Consider the following 15164-nt stretch of genomic DNA (forward strand, 5'->3'; position numbering starts at 1 on the left):
CGCTAACCGTGCACGAGCTCGTTAGGCACTGTACGGCGGGTCAGGGGCGGAGCCACAGCCAGATCGCGGCGACGGTCACAGTGCCATGGAAGATGTAGGCCCTCTTGTCGCAACGCGTCGCCACGGACCGGAAGTTCTGGCTCTGGCCCACTTCGTGTGGTCGCGTACTCAGTGTGGCTGTTGATCTCTGTGTAGTGGCGCCGGGACCTGCCCGGTTTCGAGCGGGTACAGCCAGCGGCACTGCGAGTAAACAAGGTCCGGCTGCAGCGTGTGAGTCTCTGTTCTCGTCGCCGGACCTGTCCGTAGGAGTAGAAGCCGCGCAGTCGGAAGCATGGTACTTGCGCTGTAACGTCTACCCTCGGACCCTAATCAATGTTTAACTGCAGACATGGGAGATATCTGGGGGGCTATCGGGGCCGTGAGTGCCGCAGTTGGCACTATATTCGTGATCACCGCCTCTTTTTTCGCCTACTCGCAGATCAAGGAAGCCCGCCTGTCGCGGAACGTGCAACTCCTCCTCTCCTTCCAGGAGAAGTACCACGCGCCGGCGGCGCGGAAATTTCGACGCCGTCTCATAAGCGGAGAATTCGGATCGCCTGAGATTTTCGATCCAGCCAACATGAGTAGTGACGATTATCACTCATTCTGGCAACTTCACGATCAACTTGAAATGCTTGGCGTTTTGGTCGAGAAGAAGTTACTGGCCTTCGACCTTGTGCTGGCTTGCTTCCACCGGTCCCCGCCGCAGGTATGGGCTGCCATCGAGCCATACATTTTGGAACGGCGTACCCGCGCTTCCCCTTTGGAGAGTGTGCACTTCGAGCGGCTGGTGGGACGTTACAGGAGTTCCCGTTCTCTAGGTGTCGAGTACTGGCATCGGCAGAACATCTTGTGAGTGCTTCTCGTTAGCGTGTAGGCACTACGCTCACTACGGGATGTCGAGGGGCAGGGTAGTTCGCCATATCGAGCGAACTTCAGTGGATTCTTTTCCGTCAAGTCGATATCGAGCTCCAATCAAGGCCCTGCCAGCAGTGGCCCTGGTTAATCATTTGGCGTTGCGGCACTTATGCCAACAAGACGCGCTTGCGCAGCAATTCGAATCCTGCGCGACCAAACATCTGACGCTTGAGCATCTTGATCCTGTTGACATGGCCCTCCACCACGCCGGAGTTCCAGGGCAGGGTGAGGCCGGCGGTGACAGCATCGAGATCGCGCAGAAGGTGCTGAGCAAAGTGGCGGAGGGTGGGCAGCTCGGTGGTGGTGCTGGCCGCTTCGATCCATTCGGGGAGCTGGTCGCCGTGCAGGTGCGTGAGCATGTGGGCAAAGGAGCGCACGCGTTCGACGAGTGCCGTCAGTTCCGGGCAGTTGGCCAGAGCAGCTTTGAGCTGGATCCGGTCGCTTTCAGGTAGGGCGTCGGGGTGGGTGAGGATCCAGCGCTTGACGGCGCGGGCGGATGGTGGCCGGGGGCCGACCGGCTGGGGCTTACCGCGAAGCGTCCTGCTGACGTAGTCGCGGACGCTTGCGTATCCGCGTGGATAGCCCTGTTCCTTGATCTCCTCCCATAGCTTCCAGGCGTTGGTGCAGCCTTCCTGCCAGCGCTGATCGAGGTAAGGCTTGTAGGCGTCGAGCCTGGTTGCACGGCTTTGCCACTGACCGGTGAACATCTCCTCCGGAGTAGTGGCGCGGGAGAAGCGCAGGATCGTGTTGAGGGTCATGCCGAGCTGCCGGGCGACGGATCGCTTGCTGTGACCGGCGGCGAGGAGAGCGTGGATGGTGGCGTGCTTGGCGCGGGTGCGTTCGGCGAACCGGTGCCCTGTCGGCCAAGGCGACAACGCGGCCGGTTCCGCCTACTCTTGTGGTTCCTCCGGCCGTGCTGGCATGGCGCGCAAGCAGCCTCGGTGCCGGTAGACGCATTTTTCGGCGGCCTCGCCCAGGTTGTGCCAGAGGTGCCATCGGTCGGCGACCTGGAGAGCTTGTGGGGCGCCGCGGGTAGCGCCTTCGGCGAAGAAGGTAGCCCGGTCACGGCAGATGATCTCGATGCCGGGCCGCTCGGCGAGCCAGGCCGCGAGCGTGTCGGTCTCCCGGTCGGGAAGGAGGTCGAGTGGACGTCGTGTTTCGACGTCGACGAGAACGGTTCCGTAGACACGGCCCTTGCGCTGGGCGTACTCGTCGACACCAACCACGCGCGGTGTGGTGGCGGCGGGGTCCGGAAGCGAGGCGATCAGCCTCAGCAAGGTGTTCCGACTCACCGGCGCCCCGACGGTATCCGTCATGCGGGCACCTGCCCGGCCTGCGAGCGCAAGGCCGATCGACACCAGCGTCGATCGCAGCCGCTCGGTCCGTCGTCCGAACCGGCGAGTGAGCCCTGGGACTTGCTCGGCGAAGGTCTGGCGCGGGCAGCAGTCCTTGGTGCAGACGAACCGCCGTACCCGTAACGACATCACGACGCACTTGCCCGCTGTTGGCAGATCACGGGGAAATCGCAGGTAGGAACCATGTATTCGCCCCGACCAGCATCCGCACCCCGGGCATGCCACCCGCCCTGCGGTCGTACGAGCCTCTATCCGGACGACCGTGTCGGTCACCTCCACTGATTCCACCAACACGCCCTCGACCGAGGAGAACAGCAGCTCATCCAGCTGTGGCAGCACCTTGTTCACGGGACGTCATTGGCGAGACGCAGGGCTTCCTCGTCGCTGCTGGAGGGCTGCACCGTGATGACCGGGCCGAAGATCTCCTCCTGGATCGCCCGGTCGTGTTGGCGCAGCCCCGTCACCACCGTGGGCTGGTGGAAGTATCCGGGACCGGGGAGCGCCTCGCCTCCGGTGACGACCTGCGCGTGCGGGGGCAGAGCGTGCAGGTGCTCCTGCACACGGGCCAACTGCGCGGCGCTGTTCAGCGGGCCGAAGAAAACGCTCGAGTCCTCGGGGTCACCGGTCGTGAGCCCTTTTGCCTCTTCGGTGAGCGCCGCCACGAAGGCATCGTGCGCGGAGCGATCGACAATGACCCGGCAGGCCGAGGCGCAATCCTGTCCTGCATTGAAGAGGGCGGCCCGGGCGATCCCCGAAGCTGCCTGCGCGATGTCGGCGTCGGCCGCCACCACGACAGGTGCTTTGCCGCCCAGCTCCAGATGCAGCCGTTTGAGATCGCCGGCGGCTGCGCCTGCTCGACCTGAGCATGGTTGACCTGGTGCCTTGCGGTGTCGTCGGTCATGGCCTTGAACGCCACCGACGGCCTGCGCAGCAGATCCGTCGCCACCTGGGCAGCGACCTGTTCGTGGGCGACCAGGTCGTGCACGGCCTCGACCTTCTCCTGCGCCGTCTCCGGGTCAGGCCCGTGATAGCCAACCCGCTGACGGGTCGTCTCCGGCGTCCACCGCCGCTTCCCGGTCCGCTCGTCCAGCGGCGGATTCATGATCGCCGCCCACCGCTCCTCGTCATCCGAGATCGCCGCGAGGACCTGGTGGGTATGGAAAGCCACCCCGGGGCGCCGGTGTTGCTCGGGCCACCTGCTGGCCACCCACCGGTACTCCTTGATCGTGTTGTAGGGCACGTTGGTGTCCTCCGACAGCCGGTGCAGCCACGCCGACACCCCGGACAGATCGTCCCCGACCGACCGGCCCCCGTACTCCTGCATCGGAGCAACCTCCAGCGCGCCGTCACCATTGACGAACTGACTCCTCGCCATCGTCTCGACAGCCTCACGCAACCGCTGCACTACCCGTTCGTACTGCGCGACGCTGACGTTGCCGACCTTCTCCGTACTGGGCACTGCTCCCACCCCCTGCCAGGCCGGAACACAGCCCCGTGGCCGTGAAAGGGAACTCCAGCCCGCCCGGTACCGGCGCGCTGCGCCCGCTGCGCGACCCGGAAGCGCCGGAACTCGACGATGACGACGACGGTGAGGGGGCGTGAGCGCCGCATCTGCCGTCCGGGGCGGTTTGTTGTAGGGGTAGCGCCGAGGTAAGCCCAAAAGCCGCCAGGGAGACGCGGTCATTGCGGGCCTCCATCTTCAGCCTGCACGAAGATCCGACGTCCGCCGAGCAGGCCCCCGGTGAGTGCGACGTCCGGGGGCGCGACGGCAGGACGAGTGCAGGGCCTTGTCAGCGGATGACGTCGAAGACGTTCAGCTGCAGGCCGTTGGCGTAGGCCGCGTGCTCGACCAGCTTGAGCTTCTGGGTGTCCTTGTCCGTGGCGCTGAACAGGCGCTTGCCCGCGCCGAGCAGCAACGGGAAGACGAGCAGGTGGAAGCGGTCGATCAGGCCGGCGTCCGAGAGGGCCTGGTTCAGGGAAGCGCTGCCGTGGACGATGATCGGGCCGCCCTCGGTCTCCTTCAACGCGGCGACCTCGTCGAGTGAGCGCAGGATCGTCGTCTCGCCCCAGTTCGACACCAGCTTGTCCTCGGTGAGGGTGGTGGAGACGACGTACTTCGGCATCACCTTGTAGTCGGCGAAGTCCGCCATGTCCGGCCACACCTGGCTGAACGCTTCGTAGCTGGTCCGGCCCAGCAGTACGGCGGCGGCCTCCTGCTGCTCGCGGCCCTTGATGTCGAACGCTTCGGGGAGGAACTCGATGTCCTTGAAGGTCCACCCGGAGTTCCGGTAGCCGGGCTCACCGCCCGGGCCCTCCACAACACCATCGAGCGAGATGAAAGCGGAGCTGATCAGAGTACGCATCTGAGGTTTCCTCGGTGTCGTGTCCGGCTCTCATAGAGCCGGCCTGGCCTGGCATGCGGCGCACAACGCGCTTCCTGCCGTCGATGTGATCACCGTAGCCCCGACACTTTCAAAAAACAACCAGTCGCTTCAAAATCAAAAGTCCCGAGGTAGGCTTGTCTGTATGGCAACGAAACGGAGCTACAACGACGCGTGCGGGACAGGCCACGCCCTCGACCTCGTCGGCGAGCGCTGGGCACTCCTGGTGGTCCGCGAGCTACTGCTGGGTCCCAAGCGGTACGGCCAACTGCGCACGGACCTGCCCGGCATCAGCACGAACGTGCTCGCCCAGCGCCTCGCCGAACTGGAGGCCTCCGGCATCGTGCGCAAACACCGTCTCCCTGCCCCCGCTGTCGCAGAGGCTTACGAGCTCACCGACTGGGGCCTCGAACTCGAACCCGTCGTACGGGCACTGGGCCGCTGGGCGGTGCGCTCGCCGGCCCACGACCGCACCGCCCATCTGAGCGCCACCTCGTTCGTCCTCTCCCTGCGAACCAACTTCGACCCCAGCCGAGCCCAGGGCGTGCAGGGGCGGTACGAGCTTCACCTCGGCGACGAGGTCTTCCGCGTCCTGATCGCCGACGGCGCCCTGCACGCCGGACGCGGCTACCAGCAGCAGCCCGAAGCCGTCATCACCGCACGGCCCTCCGCGCTCGCACGCGTCGTGTACGGCGGACGGCAGCTGGCCGACGCCGTCGCTGCGGGGGACGTCCGCGTCGAAGGCGACAGCAGCTCCGTCGCACACCTGACCGCCGTGCTCAGCCTTCCCGCTCCTGCTGCCCCCGCCTCGTGACTACGAGGCCCCGCTGGCAATGCCGAACACGAAGAGATGATCACGGGTACGCCGCAGCCAGCAGTGTCGGCAAACGATGGCGAGCTCAAGCGGTCAGCGCATCACCGCTGTTCAGGAGGTCAGCGTAGACCTCCGCCGGAGTGCGGTAGCCGTAGCCGTGGGTCTTGCGCGGGCGGTGATTGAGCTCGTGTGCGATGGCGTCCAGGTCGGCCTGGCTGAACGTGCGGAGGCCCGCGCCCTTCGGGAGGTACTGCCGTACAGCCGGTTGGTGTTCTCGTTGGTGCCGCGCGGCCACGGGCTCCGCGGCTTGCAGAGGTAGATCGGCATCCAGGTCTCGGCGGTGATGGCCTGGTGAGCGTCCCGTCGGGCTCGGTGACGGTGAGCTATGAGGGGCGGCCGGCGTCGGGGGGGCAGGTGGCGTTCCACCGCTTCGCGTGTGCGGGCGCCTGCCGCATCCGGCCGACGGGAGAGAATCCGCGGGCCAGGACGTGGGAGGCGAACACCTCCACGGGGTCCGAAGTGGCTCCGGTCGCGGGGAAGACCGGCACCTCCAACTCCGGGGTGGGAAGTACCGTGCCGCCGCGCTCGGCCGGCGCATCGGCCTTCCGCATCGCCGCACGCCCGCCGGTGCGGCCGGGCGGGCGTGCGGGGCTAAATGGTTGATGTGCTTTTACGTGCTGGTCAGCCGGGTGGGGTGGTCGTAGGGGATCAGGGATCGTTTCCTGTCTGCTCGGCAGGCCCAGTTGTGCCAGATCGCCGCGTTGAGGGCCAGGAGCCGCTGGAGGACCCTGGCCCACAGCCCGGAGAGCACCCGGCCCCCGCGGGTCTCCAGGCCGAGCTGGCCCTTGAGGGTCCAGTGCACCGACTCGACGCGCTGACGCAGCCCGTGCGGGAAGGTTCCCGGATCGCTCTCGTCCTTGCGGGCGGGACGGACCACGGTGATCCCGAGCTGGGCCATGCCGGCCTCGAAGCCGGCCCCGGCGAAGCCCTTGTCGCAGACGCCGGTGGCGCCCGGACGCGGACGGTTCTTCTCCCACGCGAACATCATCCGCATCGCGTCACGCTCCTTGACCAGCTTCGGGTTGACCAGGGCGAACCCGGTGACCAGCCCGTCCGGGGCACATACCAGCATCAGCTCGACGCCCCAGCAGAAGCGGTGGTGGGACTTGTCCACGCCATAGCCGGCCCACCCGAACAGGCCGGAGCGTTGCGCCGTCTGGCGCGAGGCCCCGCACGGAACAGCAGTGCCGTCCCACAGGCGGACCGTGTCGTGACGTGCCGCGGTCCGCGCCGCGAGCCACCGCACAGCCGCCTCCATCAGGTCACCGGCCCCGCGCAGCCGCCGGTGGTACTCGCTCTGCGACAACAGCCGCGGGAAGAGATGCCCGACCAGAACCGGCGCGCAACGAAGCCAGTGCCGCTCATCGTTGAACCGCAGCAGCACCTGCGCCACCGCCAGACACACCAGCTCCGCACCGGTCACCTCCAGCGGATGCCCCGGCCCCAACGCGCCCTGCACGAGGGGATGATGCCGTCGTCAAGCTCGACGTACAGTGCGGACAGGAGAGTGTCCAGATCGGTCTTCACAGCACCTCCCCACGAGTCGGGCCAGTGTTCTACACCACCGATTCTGGGCACTCTCCGTCATCCCGGACAGACGCAAAACACATCAACCATCTAGCGTCTCCGCCCTGTTCCGGCTCGGTCGCCTTGCACGGAGTGGGGGTGACACGCGTTCAGCGGGGCCTTCCAGCGCATGGTCCATTTCTTGCGGCCCTTGCCGGTCGGGTCCAGCGACATGAGCGCCATGTAGACACACTGAGCCTTTTCCAACCTGACGGTCCGTTGGGTCACCCCCGGCGTAGGAAGTGGCGAAAACCCCTGGTGGACGAATTCACGACCAAGATCACAACATCACCCCTGTTCACCAGCGTTCACACGGCGTCTACCGTGCCCCGCGCCTCCACACCGCCTGGTCTCCACAGCAGCTTCGGCTACCGAAGCCCCGCCGCATACGAGATCACCATGGCAGGCTGTCCAACACACCAAAGGTGTCCGTCAAAGCGGAGCAAGCTCAGACGTCACGGGAATGTTGGTGAGCCCCTTGCCGCCGGTCACCGTGTTGTCACGGTGGACCGTCGTCCGGCAACTCGCGCTGTTGTTGGTGACATTGACGGCCAGCTGGGTCGTCCCGGACGCGCCCGTCAGGCTTGACTTGTTTCCCCGGAACACCGTCCCGCAGCCCCAGCCGGGCTGTTGGGTGTGGGTCTGGTATCCGTCGTTGGTGGAGTTCTTCCCGGTGTTGCTCTCCACCAGGACGCCGTTGCCCTTGACGTCGACCCATGAGTCGTCGTAGTGAGCGCCGGTCATACCCCTTCCGTCAAAGGTGTTGCCGATGATCCTTGCTCCGGTGGTGCCTTCCTTGATGTCGATGGCCTCGCCGCCGACGCCGGGGCCAATGGTGTTGCCGAGTATCTGGACGTTGTCGCTCCTGTCGCTCAGGGTGTTGGCGCTGCCCACGTACACGCCCTCGCCCATGCCCGAACCGTCGGTGCCGGTGTCGTGGATCCGGGAGTTTCTGATGACCCCGTCGGAGCTGGACTTGCGAAAGTGGACGCCCTCCATGGAGAGGTGATGGACCACCACACCGTCTACGACGACTCCGCGGGCGGCGTCGACCATGATGCCTTTCTGGCCGCCGGTCACGGTCAGGCCGCTGACTGTCCAGTACGAGGCGCCGTTGAGGTGGAGGCCGTAGCCGCCGCTCGCAGTGAGGACGGCCCTGGCCGAGCCGGTGAGCTTGATGCGGGAGGCGGCGGTTGCCGCTCGGGTGGCCTTGAAGTTGCCGGTGTACGTACCGTCGGCGAGGTGAATGGTGTCGCCGGGCACCGCTGCGGCGAGCGCCGCCTTGAGCTGGGCGGAGGTGGATACCTCGACGGTGGCGGCGCGGGTCGCGGCCTGGGAGGGGCCGGTGAGGAGTGCGAGTATGCCGGCGCTGAGGGCGAGGGCGAGTGGGGTGCGGGTGCGCACGTGCATGGGGGCGCCTTCCTGTGAACCTGAGGTGGACGGACGGAGCGTTGCACTTGGTGCCGGTAGGGGCTCTCGGTGCGTCGTTCTCTGTACGGACTCTGTACGAGTCCGGCAAGCGTTCTCGGCCCCGGTGAGGGACGCCAGGCACGTGGGTTCGGCCTGCGGCACTGCCGCCCCTCCGCGGCATCGCGTTGCGTTGGATCAGCCGATGTGGAAGCTGTCCCCGTACACCTGCCAGTCCAGCGGGGTGTTGAGGTCGAGGTTGCCGTTGTTCAGGAAGACCCTCTGCGCGGTGTCAACCCGGCTGGTGTCGCTGTGCGCCTCCTCCTGCTGCATCGCCCAGACGCGGGCGTCGAGGAAGGCGTGCAGGTACGCCGTCTCATCGCCGCCCTGGGCCGGCGGCTTGGCCTTCTTGAAGGCGCGCTTGCGTATGTTGCTGAAGGTGGTCGGGTCGGTGCCGTCACCATGCATGACAATGGCGTCGTAGTACGCGAACTGCCCGAGCGCGCGCAGGCCGTCTGCTTTCGCCTGGGCGACGGCGGGGTTGAAGTAGACGCGGTCGCGCTCGTCCCTCTGGGCCTCTTGGAAGGCGCTGTCCTTGGCGGCGGTGGCCCAGTCCTTCGTGAACTTCGGGTCCAGACCGGCGTGCGAGTCCGTGCCGTTGACGTCTTCCAGAGCCGGGAGGTACTTGGCGAGGCGGTTGCCCGGCTTGCGTTGGGTGTAGAGCCGGACCAGGTCGAGCATGTCGCCGGTGCCGGAGCAGAAGCCGATGATGCCTGCGGTGTAACCGCGTCCGTCGCCGATGTCCTCGATGTACTTGTACTGGGCCTTCCAGTCGAGCGAGGAGTTCTCCGCGCTCGACACCAGCTTCATCGCGACCTCCTTCTTCGCCGGATCGTCCAGCCCCGGTGCGGCGGCATTGGCCTGAGGCACGGCCAGCAGTGTGGCGGAGACGAGGGCTCCGACCAGTCCCAGTGCGGCTCGGCGTGAGACGCCACGCGGGGATGTCGAGTTGATGGGCCGTGATGCCATGGATGGGCTCCCAAGGGGCTCGTGGGGGGCAGCGGTGAGCACTCCCGCTAGTTAGGAAGGTTTCCTATCAGAGGAATTTGCGTGCGCGGAACCTGTCGAACCGAGTTTTTTCGAAGCCATGCGACGGGTTTGAAATCGGAAGAAGGGGCCTCGGGGGCCCGCCCGGAATTTGCTGTAGTTCCGCCGCGAAGCAGACAGGTTCCTGCCGCGCCCACCTGGCCGCGCGGAGCCACATCCGCCTGTCCGGTGGGCGGTGCGCTCGACAGGCCGACCGGGGCGGGTACGCCCAGCCCGGCCGGGGTCTCCGGACCGAATCGGCACACCCGGCCGACAGGCCAACTGCTTTAGGCGCATAAATACGAACTGTCGCCAGGAAATTCACGGCGAACAGCCGAAGTACCTGTGCTCGTACGAAAGGCTCCCGGGGCTCTGTACGCGCCCCCAAGACACCGAGCAGCACTCATTTCAGGCCGCGCCAGCAGGCACTGTCAGACGGGAGTGTCCGTTATTCGTACACGCCTCAAATTCCTTGTACACAGCCTTCATTAGCTGTCGCACATCCGTGAAGGCAGTTCCGCACAGCGATTTCCTGCCGCGGTCCGCCTCCCCCAGCCTCGATCCCGAGACGCCCGGCCTACTCGCTCTGCCCTGTCCGCCGGCTCACGGAATCCCGGGGACCACGGGTCCGCCGATCGCGCCGGTCTCAAACGCGGTGGCGGGGAGGGTGAGCGAGCCGCCGTGGTGGATCAGGATGGCCACGAGCATGGCGTGGGAGAGGACGGCGGGGCTGGCGGCCATCGGGTCCTCCCCAGGAGCACCGTCCGCTCGCTGCTGTCCGGCCAGTAGTACACATGCCACGCACCCCTGCCGCGCAGCGACTCCCAGACGCGCCAGACCTTGCCCGACTACCCAGTGCGCGGTCGGATTTGCTGGCTCAACGCGATCCCCTTTACCGGATCCGAGGGCTCACGATACGGAAGACGGCACGTCACCGGCACCGGCACCACTCGCCGCGGCACGTACGTGGCCAGTCCGTCGTCCGCCGAGCCGTCCGGGTGCGACCGCAGCAGCCGCGTCCCGCGTACCGGCAGCGCGCCCGCTCGACGAGCTGAGCGCACCGGTGGGGTTCGGGAAGCCCGATTTGTGCAGGGTTCGAAGCTGGAGTACATCGTGGCCCCGGGCAGACGGATGTCGCTGGCGGCGAACTTCTTCAGCGCGGCCTCTCCTCAGCGTGGTCGACGGGGTCGGCCTCGCGGGAGTAGCCGCGCGCGAGCTCCGTACCGTCTGCGGCGACAATGGCTGCCCCGCCAGGAACCCTCAGGTCCTTCTAGCTGCGCGTTTCCCTCCGGCCGACGTTGGCGGAAACGGACAGCTCGCGCGCGCCGCCGGAACCAGACCGGATGGCGCGGCCCCGTAAGCACTGCTGAACCCGCCGTCGTGTTCCACCTGCGCCCGCCGCTCCACGAGAAGAGCAGGCCAATCCGACGCGTCGTCACCGCGTGGCGGGAACCGGAGACGTTCGTGCCCGGCGCCGACGGCACCGAACGCCTCGGGGCCGTCGGCATCACCGTGATGGAGCTGCCCGAGTACGCGGACGCGGCCATGAGGCCGAATCGACACCTGCTCGGTTGAGCTGCCAATTCGGTCTGCACGCCTCCAGAGTTGGGAGCGTCCTCTACCAGTCGGTCAGGTCGATGACGTAGCGGCAGTGCGGGTCGTCGACGTCGGGGAGGGCTCTCCATTCCTCTTCCAGCATGGGAGGCAGCACCGCGAGAAGGGCCGTGAGCGCCCCGCCAGGCTTTACTTCGGCACCGATGACTCCGGGAATGTCGTCACTGTCCAGGTAGAGACGCAGAAGTCCCGCATCCCTGAACAGGAACCCCCGCAAGCGCGAAGGACTGCCTTCGGCGACGGGACGCGTCAGGGTGCGCAGCAGGGTGGAGGTCCAGTCGTCCGTGGTGAACGGGGCCTCGTTCACCTGCGTGGGGTCGAGTTGGACGAGGTGCATGCCCATGACCGCAGGGGCCGCCTCCGCGGGGCGAGTCAAGGGGGTGTGGGTGGTTGCGCCGCGGAGCAGCGCGACGATGTCGTCTGGAGTCCGTAGATCTTCTCCGTCGTGGAGGGGGACTTCGTACACGGTCAGGTGACCGGGGGCGGTTGCGTTCTGTGCGCCGAGGACGACGCGAACGGCCGGTGCCTGGTCTGGTGCGGGCATCACCCCTCGCACGTACTGATCGCCCTGCAGCGGCGCGTAGACGTGGTGGGTCAGGAGGCCGACTGTTTCTGCTTGGAGGTCGGCGATGTCCTCGTAGTCGTCGTCCGTCATCGAGGCTCGTTCACCCAGTTCGGGCACTTGTTCATGCCGTTGCAGTATGCGGTAATCACCCCGATCACCTGTCCTTTGCCCGCGTCGTACCTGCCGTCGGCTGTCTTGCGTGCGTACCGGGCCACGACGGTGACCTTCACACTTCCGTACCGCGGGTTGACGGCATTGCCGTAATAGCGGAGGTCGGCGCCGTTGACCTTGTCGACCTTCCACCTTCCACCTTCCACCCGATGGGGCTGTTGAGGAAGTCGCATCTCTTGATGTTGTGCTTTCCGGAGAAGTGGTTCCAGCCGGGTTCGCCGTTGCCCCACCGCGTCGGGATGACGCGGCCGTCCATGTCATTGGCACTGCACTTGACCTTCTTGTTCCAATACAGTCCTGCGTGGGCGGGGGCAGCGAAACCGATGAGGAGCATCGCGGCCGTGGCCACCGGGGCCACAATGCCGGTGATCTTGTTCATGTCGAGGGCATCCACACAACTGACCCCAATAGCCCTCAGAGGCCCTTTCCTCCCATCAGGGCTTCTCTAACGAACATGTTCGGCTGGCATTCCCGCGGAGGACTGGGCTGAGACGGCAGACCTCGACCCAGCTTCAACTCCCGCTCCGGTTCCGGACGGGCGGGGGGAAGTTCGCGCGGCACACCGAGGCCCTCCACCGGCTCGAAGGGCTGGTGGGATCGGATGACCCCCGGGGGCTCGACTTCCGCCGGGCCAACGCCGACCTGCGGGGCGAGGAGGGCGACCCGGCAGGTGCCGTCGTCGCATGCACCGAGGTAGTGGCCGACCTCACCCGCGCACAAGGCGCTGATCACCACGACACCCTCAACGCCCGGTCAAGCCTGGCTCGTTGGCTCGGCCAAGCCGGTGATCCCGACGGAGCAGCGGCGGCATACGCCGACCTGGCCCTCGACGCCGCACGCGCATTGGGCCCCGATCGCCTGCCGACCCTCGGCGCCCGGTTCTGCGCCGCCGGTTGGCGGGGCGCTGCGGGCGATCCAATGGGGGCGGTAGCCCACCTCGCCGCGTTGCTGCCCGACTACGAGCGGGTGTTGGGCGCGGATCATTCCGTTACGCTCAGCGCACGGAATGACCTCGCGGGCTGGCGGGGCCGGGCGGAGGGTCCGCCGCGCCCGTCGTGGCGCCCTCCGGATCACGGCGGCGAATGGTGGTCGACCCCCGTCCGTCCTTCGAGGAGGAGCGCGCTAGCGTTGCAGGCGATTCGGACACATGGAAGGACGTGCCTGCGAGGCCTGAGAGGGGCTCCTGACTCATGGGACTGATGCAGGAATGATCACCATCCTGGCGTTCATGGTGCTCACCCCGCTGGGTCTACTGTCCTACGTTGTCGGCAAGGCATCCTCGCCGCGTATCCGCCGGTGGTGTGCCGCGCTCCTGATCGGCCTGCCAACCGCGTTGCTTGTCGCCGTACTTGGCCCCTTCGGCAGGCCGGACGCCACGCCGCAGCCTCCGGTCAAGTACGGCAACCCGTACAAGCCCGGCTCTGTCGAGTACGCCCAGTACAACCAGGGCAAGGGCATCGCTGCTGCGCTCGCCAAGCAGGGAAAGAACCCTGGCTCCGGTATGTCGGATGATATCGGCCTTTGGTGTGAGGACCAATTGGCCCCTGTCGTCGGCAGCGGGGATGCGATCCCCGAGGCGATGGCGCAAGGATGCAGCGAAGGCGCCGGGTAGCACAGCCGCTGTCAACGGCCCCCACGCCGGCCGGGGGCGCGAGGTCGAGCAGCGCCCACCGGCGGCGTCCGTCCCCGTCGCGTTCCGTCCCGCAGTCCGCCGTTCCCCGGGCCGCGACCGCGTGCAGCCGCGAGCCGTCATCGGGGGCTTCTTCGCACTACGCACTACGCACAGCAGCGTGGACACCACAGTAGTACCGCAGCAGGGGCGGCCTGCTGTCCTGCAAGACAGACGGAGCAGAGAGGCCGGCTGCAGGCCGGCCTAGGTGGTGGCCGACCGGGACGGTGCCGCCGGGGGCGAAAGCCGCAATTCACCGAACGGCCCTCAGGCACACGGCCGGGGCGGGACGTCTCTCGGAGTCGTGAGCATCTGCGTCCCGACCCCGGAACTCGTAGGCAGAGGGTGCTGGGACACGGTAGTTGGAGCCACTCGTATGTGGTGGCCAGTGCGTTCTCATCGCGCGGGACACGCAGGTTGGAGTCGGCGGGCCAGAGTGGGGACCAACGGCCGTTGGTCACTCGACCTGGCACTAATCCGAAGCTCATTTCCACTGTGGCTGCCGGGACTTACACGTTGTCAGAGGCGTGAGCAAGGATCACGGGCATGACTGCCCACATCACCGACTACATGTGGTTCGAGGAACGTTCCCCGGACCTCGCAGATGCCTACTGCATCACCCTCGTCCACGAAGTCTCTCCAGCAGAGCTGCTGCGCCGGCTCGGAGGCCGGACCGAACCCTCTCGCACCGGAATTGCGGCACTGGTCGAAGCCGCCTATGACTCCCACGCCCCGTTCAACGGAACACGGACACTGTTCGGCATGACCACGATCGGTCCGTGGACCCTCATGGTCGAGCCCAACGGCTGGCACGGCGTCAACGAGGAGAAGGCGCTGCCCGCCTCAGTGGGCACCCGCTGGATCTCCCACTACGACAACAGCAACGCCAACAACGACGGCGCATTCCTCTGGAGCGAGAACACGGACCGGTGCCTTCAGTTCGACCTGCGTGACGCCGGCCAACGCCACGGATCCCGCCCGGATGACCTCCTGGAGGTCATCCGCCGCCTCGGCTTCGAGTTCCCGGAAGAGCCCACCGCGACGGACGACCTCGACACCGACCGCGCCGTCCCGGCCGCCTTCGCCCTCGCCGAGCACCTCACGCACCTCCGCCTCACGCCGATCCATCTCCAGGACACCGCCTTCATCTGCGGCAGCGCAGAGATCAAGTGACCAGCCACTGCAAAGCAGTAGAAGCGGACTCGATCGGCTGAGACGAGAACAGCGATTCTTGCACCTGACCAGGCCAACCGGGATTCTCGACGTTGCAGTGTCTTGGTCGTCGCAGGTCATCGGTGTGGCTGTGGACCAGAACCTTGTCGACGGGGCACGAAGTATTGACCGTGTCCTGGCCGCAGAGTTCCTGGTCTACGCCCCGGTCGTCCGCGGCCTCAGGACCTGGGTCTCGTCAAGCGCTTCAAGCACGACGCGACGGGCGTCTGGCTGCTGCCGGAGAATGACGCCTTCGCACCGATCTGGGGCGGCGAGGCCACCACCCTCGGCAAGGTCACCGCAGCAC

Annotated in this window: 15 protein-coding genes and 5 pseudogenes; 5 read left to right on the forward strand and 15 right to left on the reverse strand. The window is 66.7% G+C overall.

Annotated features, from left to right (window positions below; translation table 11 throughout):
* Positions 1–40: 40 nt before the first annotated feature.
* Positions 41–151 (reverse strand): annotated as a pseudogene (locus tag AB0D18_RS37545) (IS5/IS1182 family transposase); the annotation flags it as partial.
* 294 nt (positions 152–445) lie between these two features.
* Between AB0D18_RS37545 and AB0D18_RS37550 the strand changes: the two are divergent.
* A complete protein-coding gene (locus AB0D18_RS37550; RefSeq protein ID WP_362429477.1) occupies positions 446–895 on the forward strand; it encodes a hypothetical protein in 450 nt (149 codons plus the stop codon).
* 169 nt (positions 896–1064) lie between these two features.
* Here the strand turns inward: AB0D18_RS37550 and AB0D18_RS37555 are convergent, their stop codons facing one another.
* The 5 genes and pseudogenes from AB0D18_RS37555 to AB0D18_RS37575 form a co-directional block, all read right to left on the reverse strand.
* Positions 1065–1715, reverse strand: a complete 651-nt coding sequence (locus AB0D18_RS37555) for a transposase (protein ID WP_362429480.1) — start codon at positions 1713–1715, stop codon at positions 1065–1067.
* A gap of 132 nt (positions 1716–1847) precedes the next feature.
* Positions 1848–2660, reverse strand: coding sequence for an ISL3 family transposase (locus AB0D18_RS37560; protein WP_362429483.1), 813 nt, complete (start codon positions 2658–2660; stop codon positions 1848–1850).
* Entirely contained in the window at positions 2657–3103 is a 447-nt protein-coding gene (locus AB0D18_RS37565) for an aldehyde dehydrogenase family protein (RefSeq protein WP_362429485.1), read from the reverse strand. The genes AB0D18_RS37560 and AB0D18_RS37565 overlap by 4 nt, the downstream gene beginning before the upstream one ends.
* 113 nt (positions 3104–3216) lie before the next feature.
* Positions 3217–3687, reverse strand: a pseudogene (locus tag AB0D18_RS37570) (DUF6192 family protein); the annotation flags it as partial.
* 415 nt (positions 3688–4102) lie between these two features.
* Positions 4103–4675: a dihydrofolate reductase family protein gene (locus AB0D18_RS37575; RefSeq protein WP_362429488.1), complete on the reverse strand. Its 573-nt coding sequence runs from the start codon at positions 4673–4675 to the stop codon at positions 4103–4105.
* 163 nt (positions 4676–4838) lie between these two features.
* Here AB0D18_RS37575 and AB0D18_RS37580 point away from each other — a divergent pair, with 163 nt between their 5' ends.
* Positions 4839–5507 carry a winged helix-turn-helix transcriptional regulator gene (locus AB0D18_RS37580; protein ID WP_362429490.1) on the forward strand — a complete coding sequence of 223 codons (669 nt, stop codon included), beginning with the start codon at positions 4839–4841 and terminating at the stop codon, positions 5505–5507.
* 85 nt (positions 5508–5592) lie between these two features.
* Here the strand turns inward: AB0D18_RS37580 and AB0D18_RS37585 are convergent.
* From AB0D18_RS37585 to AB0D18_RS37615, 7 genes and pseudogenes are all read right to left on the reverse strand, one after another.
* Positions 5593–5813 (reverse strand): annotated as a pseudogene (locus tag AB0D18_RS37585) (IS30 family transposase); the annotation flags it as partial.
* 77 nt (positions 5814–5890) lie between these two features.
* Positions 5891–6118, reverse strand: a complete 228-nt coding sequence (locus AB0D18_RS37590; RefSeq protein WP_362429493.1) for a hypothetical protein — start codon at positions 6116–6118, stop codon at positions 5891–5893.
* A gap of 59 nt (positions 6119–6177) precedes the next feature.
* Positions 6178–7026 carry an IS982 family transposase gene (locus tag AB0D18_RS37595; RefSeq protein ID WP_362429496.1) on the reverse strand — a complete coding sequence of 283 codons (849 nt, stop codon included), beginning with the start codon at positions 7024–7026 and terminating at the stop codon, positions 6178–6180.
* 539 nt (positions 7027–7565) lie between these two features.
* Positions 7566–8537 (reverse strand): right-handed parallel beta-helix repeat-containing protein, encoded by a 972-nt coding sequence (locus tag AB0D18_RS37600; RefSeq protein WP_362429563.1) that lies wholly within the window; start codon positions 8535–8537, stop codon positions 7566–7568.
* Between the two features lie 201 nt (positions 8538–8738).
* Positions 8739–9569: a chitosanase gene (locus AB0D18_RS37605; RefSeq protein WP_362429499.1), complete on the reverse strand. Its 831-nt coding sequence runs from the start codon at positions 9567–9569 to the stop codon at positions 8739–8741.
* 660 nt (positions 9570–10229) lie between these two features.
* Entirely contained in the window at positions 10230–10367 is a 138-nt protein-coding gene (locus AB0D18_RS37610; protein WP_362429502.1) for a hypothetical protein, read from the reverse strand.
* Positions 10368–10696: 329 nt separating this feature from the next.
* Positions 10697–10875, reverse strand: a pseudogene (locus AB0D18_RS37615) (5-amino-6-(5-phosphoribosylamino)uracil reductase); the annotation flags it as partial.
* A gap of 173 nt (positions 10876–11048) precedes the next feature.
* On the opposite strand from AB0D18_RS37615, the pseudogene AB0D18_RS37620 reads away from it, so the two are divergent.
* Positions 11049–11201 (forward strand): annotated as a pseudogene (locus tag AB0D18_RS37620) (5-amino-6-(5-phosphoribosylamino)uracil reductase); the annotation flags it as partial.
* A gap of 43 nt (positions 11202–11244) precedes the next feature.
* Here AB0D18_RS37620 and AB0D18_RS37625 read toward each other — a convergent pair.
* Both AB0D18_RS37625 and AB0D18_RS37630 read right to left on the reverse strand, forming a co-directional pair.
* Complete coding sequence (locus AB0D18_RS37625; RefSeq protein ID WP_362429505.1) at positions 11245–11895, reverse strand: hypothetical protein; 651 nt, start codon at positions 11893–11895, stop codon at positions 11245–11247.
* Between the two features lie 136 nt (positions 11896–12031).
* Positions 12032–12355: a hypothetical protein gene (locus AB0D18_RS37630; protein WP_362429508.1), complete on the reverse strand. Its 324-nt coding sequence runs from the start codon at positions 12353–12355 to the stop codon at positions 12032–12034.
* An 828-nt stretch (positions 12356–13183) separates the two neighbouring features.
* On the opposite strand from AB0D18_RS37630, the gene AB0D18_RS37635 reads away from it, so the two are divergent.
* Both AB0D18_RS37635 and AB0D18_RS37640 read left to right on the forward strand, forming a co-directional pair.
* A complete protein-coding gene (locus AB0D18_RS37635) occupies positions 13184–13588 on the forward strand; it encodes a hypothetical protein (RefSeq protein WP_362429511.1) in 405 nt (134 codons plus the stop codon).
* Positions 13589–14191: 603 nt separating this feature from the next.
* Complete coding sequence (locus tag AB0D18_RS37640) at positions 14192–14818, forward strand: DUF6461 domain-containing protein (protein WP_362429514.1); 627 nt, start codon at positions 14192–14194, stop codon at positions 14816–14818.
* The last annotated feature ends 346 nt before the right edge of the window (positions 14819–15164 follow it).

Origin of the sequence: Streptomyces sp. NPDC048442 (genome assembly GCF_040651475.1) — a bacterium.
Taxonomy (GTDB): Bacteria; Actinomycetota; Actinomycetes; order Streptomycetales; family Streptomycetaceae; genus Streptomyces.

Bases quoted from the DNA above. Each gene is read 5' to 3' on its own strand.
- AB0D18_RS37555 (WP_362429480.1), bottom strand. From the start codon at position 1,715: ATGACCCTCAACACGATCCTGCGCTTCTCCCGCGCCACTACTCCGGAG.
- AB0D18_RS37610 (WP_362429502.1), bottom strand. From the start codon at position 10,367: ATGGCCGCCAGCCCCGCCGTCCTCTCCCACGCCATGCTCGTGGCCATC.
- AB0D18_RS37635 (WP_362429511.1), top strand. From the start codon at position 13,184: ATGATCACCATCCTGGCGTTCATGGTGCTCACCCCGCTGGGTCTACTG.
- AB0D18_RS37630 (WP_362429508.1), bottom strand. From the start codon at position 12,355: ATGAACAAGATCACCGGCATTGTGGCCCCGGTGGCCACGGCCGCGATG.
- AB0D18_RS37575 (WP_362429488.1), bottom strand. From the start codon at position 4,675: ATGCGTACTCTGATCAGCTCCGCTTTCATCTCGCTCGATGGTGTTGTG.
- AB0D18_RS37640 (WP_362429514.1), top strand. From the start codon at position 14,192: ATGACTGCCCACATCACCGACTACATGTGGTTCGAGGAACGTTCCCCG.
- AB0D18_RS37590 (WP_362429493.1), bottom strand. From the start codon at position 6,118: ATGCGGAAGGCCGATGCGCCGGCCGAGCGCGGCGGCACGGTACTTCCC.
- AB0D18_RS37580 (WP_362429490.1), top strand. From the start codon at position 4,839: ATGGCAACGAAACGGAGCTACAACGACGCGTGCGGGACAGGCCACGCC.
- AB0D18_RS37605 (WP_362429499.1), bottom strand. From the start codon at position 9,569: ATGGCATCACGGCCCATCAACTCGACATCCCCGCGTGGCGTCTCACGC.
- AB0D18_RS37625 (WP_362429505.1), bottom strand. From the start codon at position 11,895: ATGACGGACGACGACTACGAGGACATCGCCGACCTCCAAGCAGAAACA.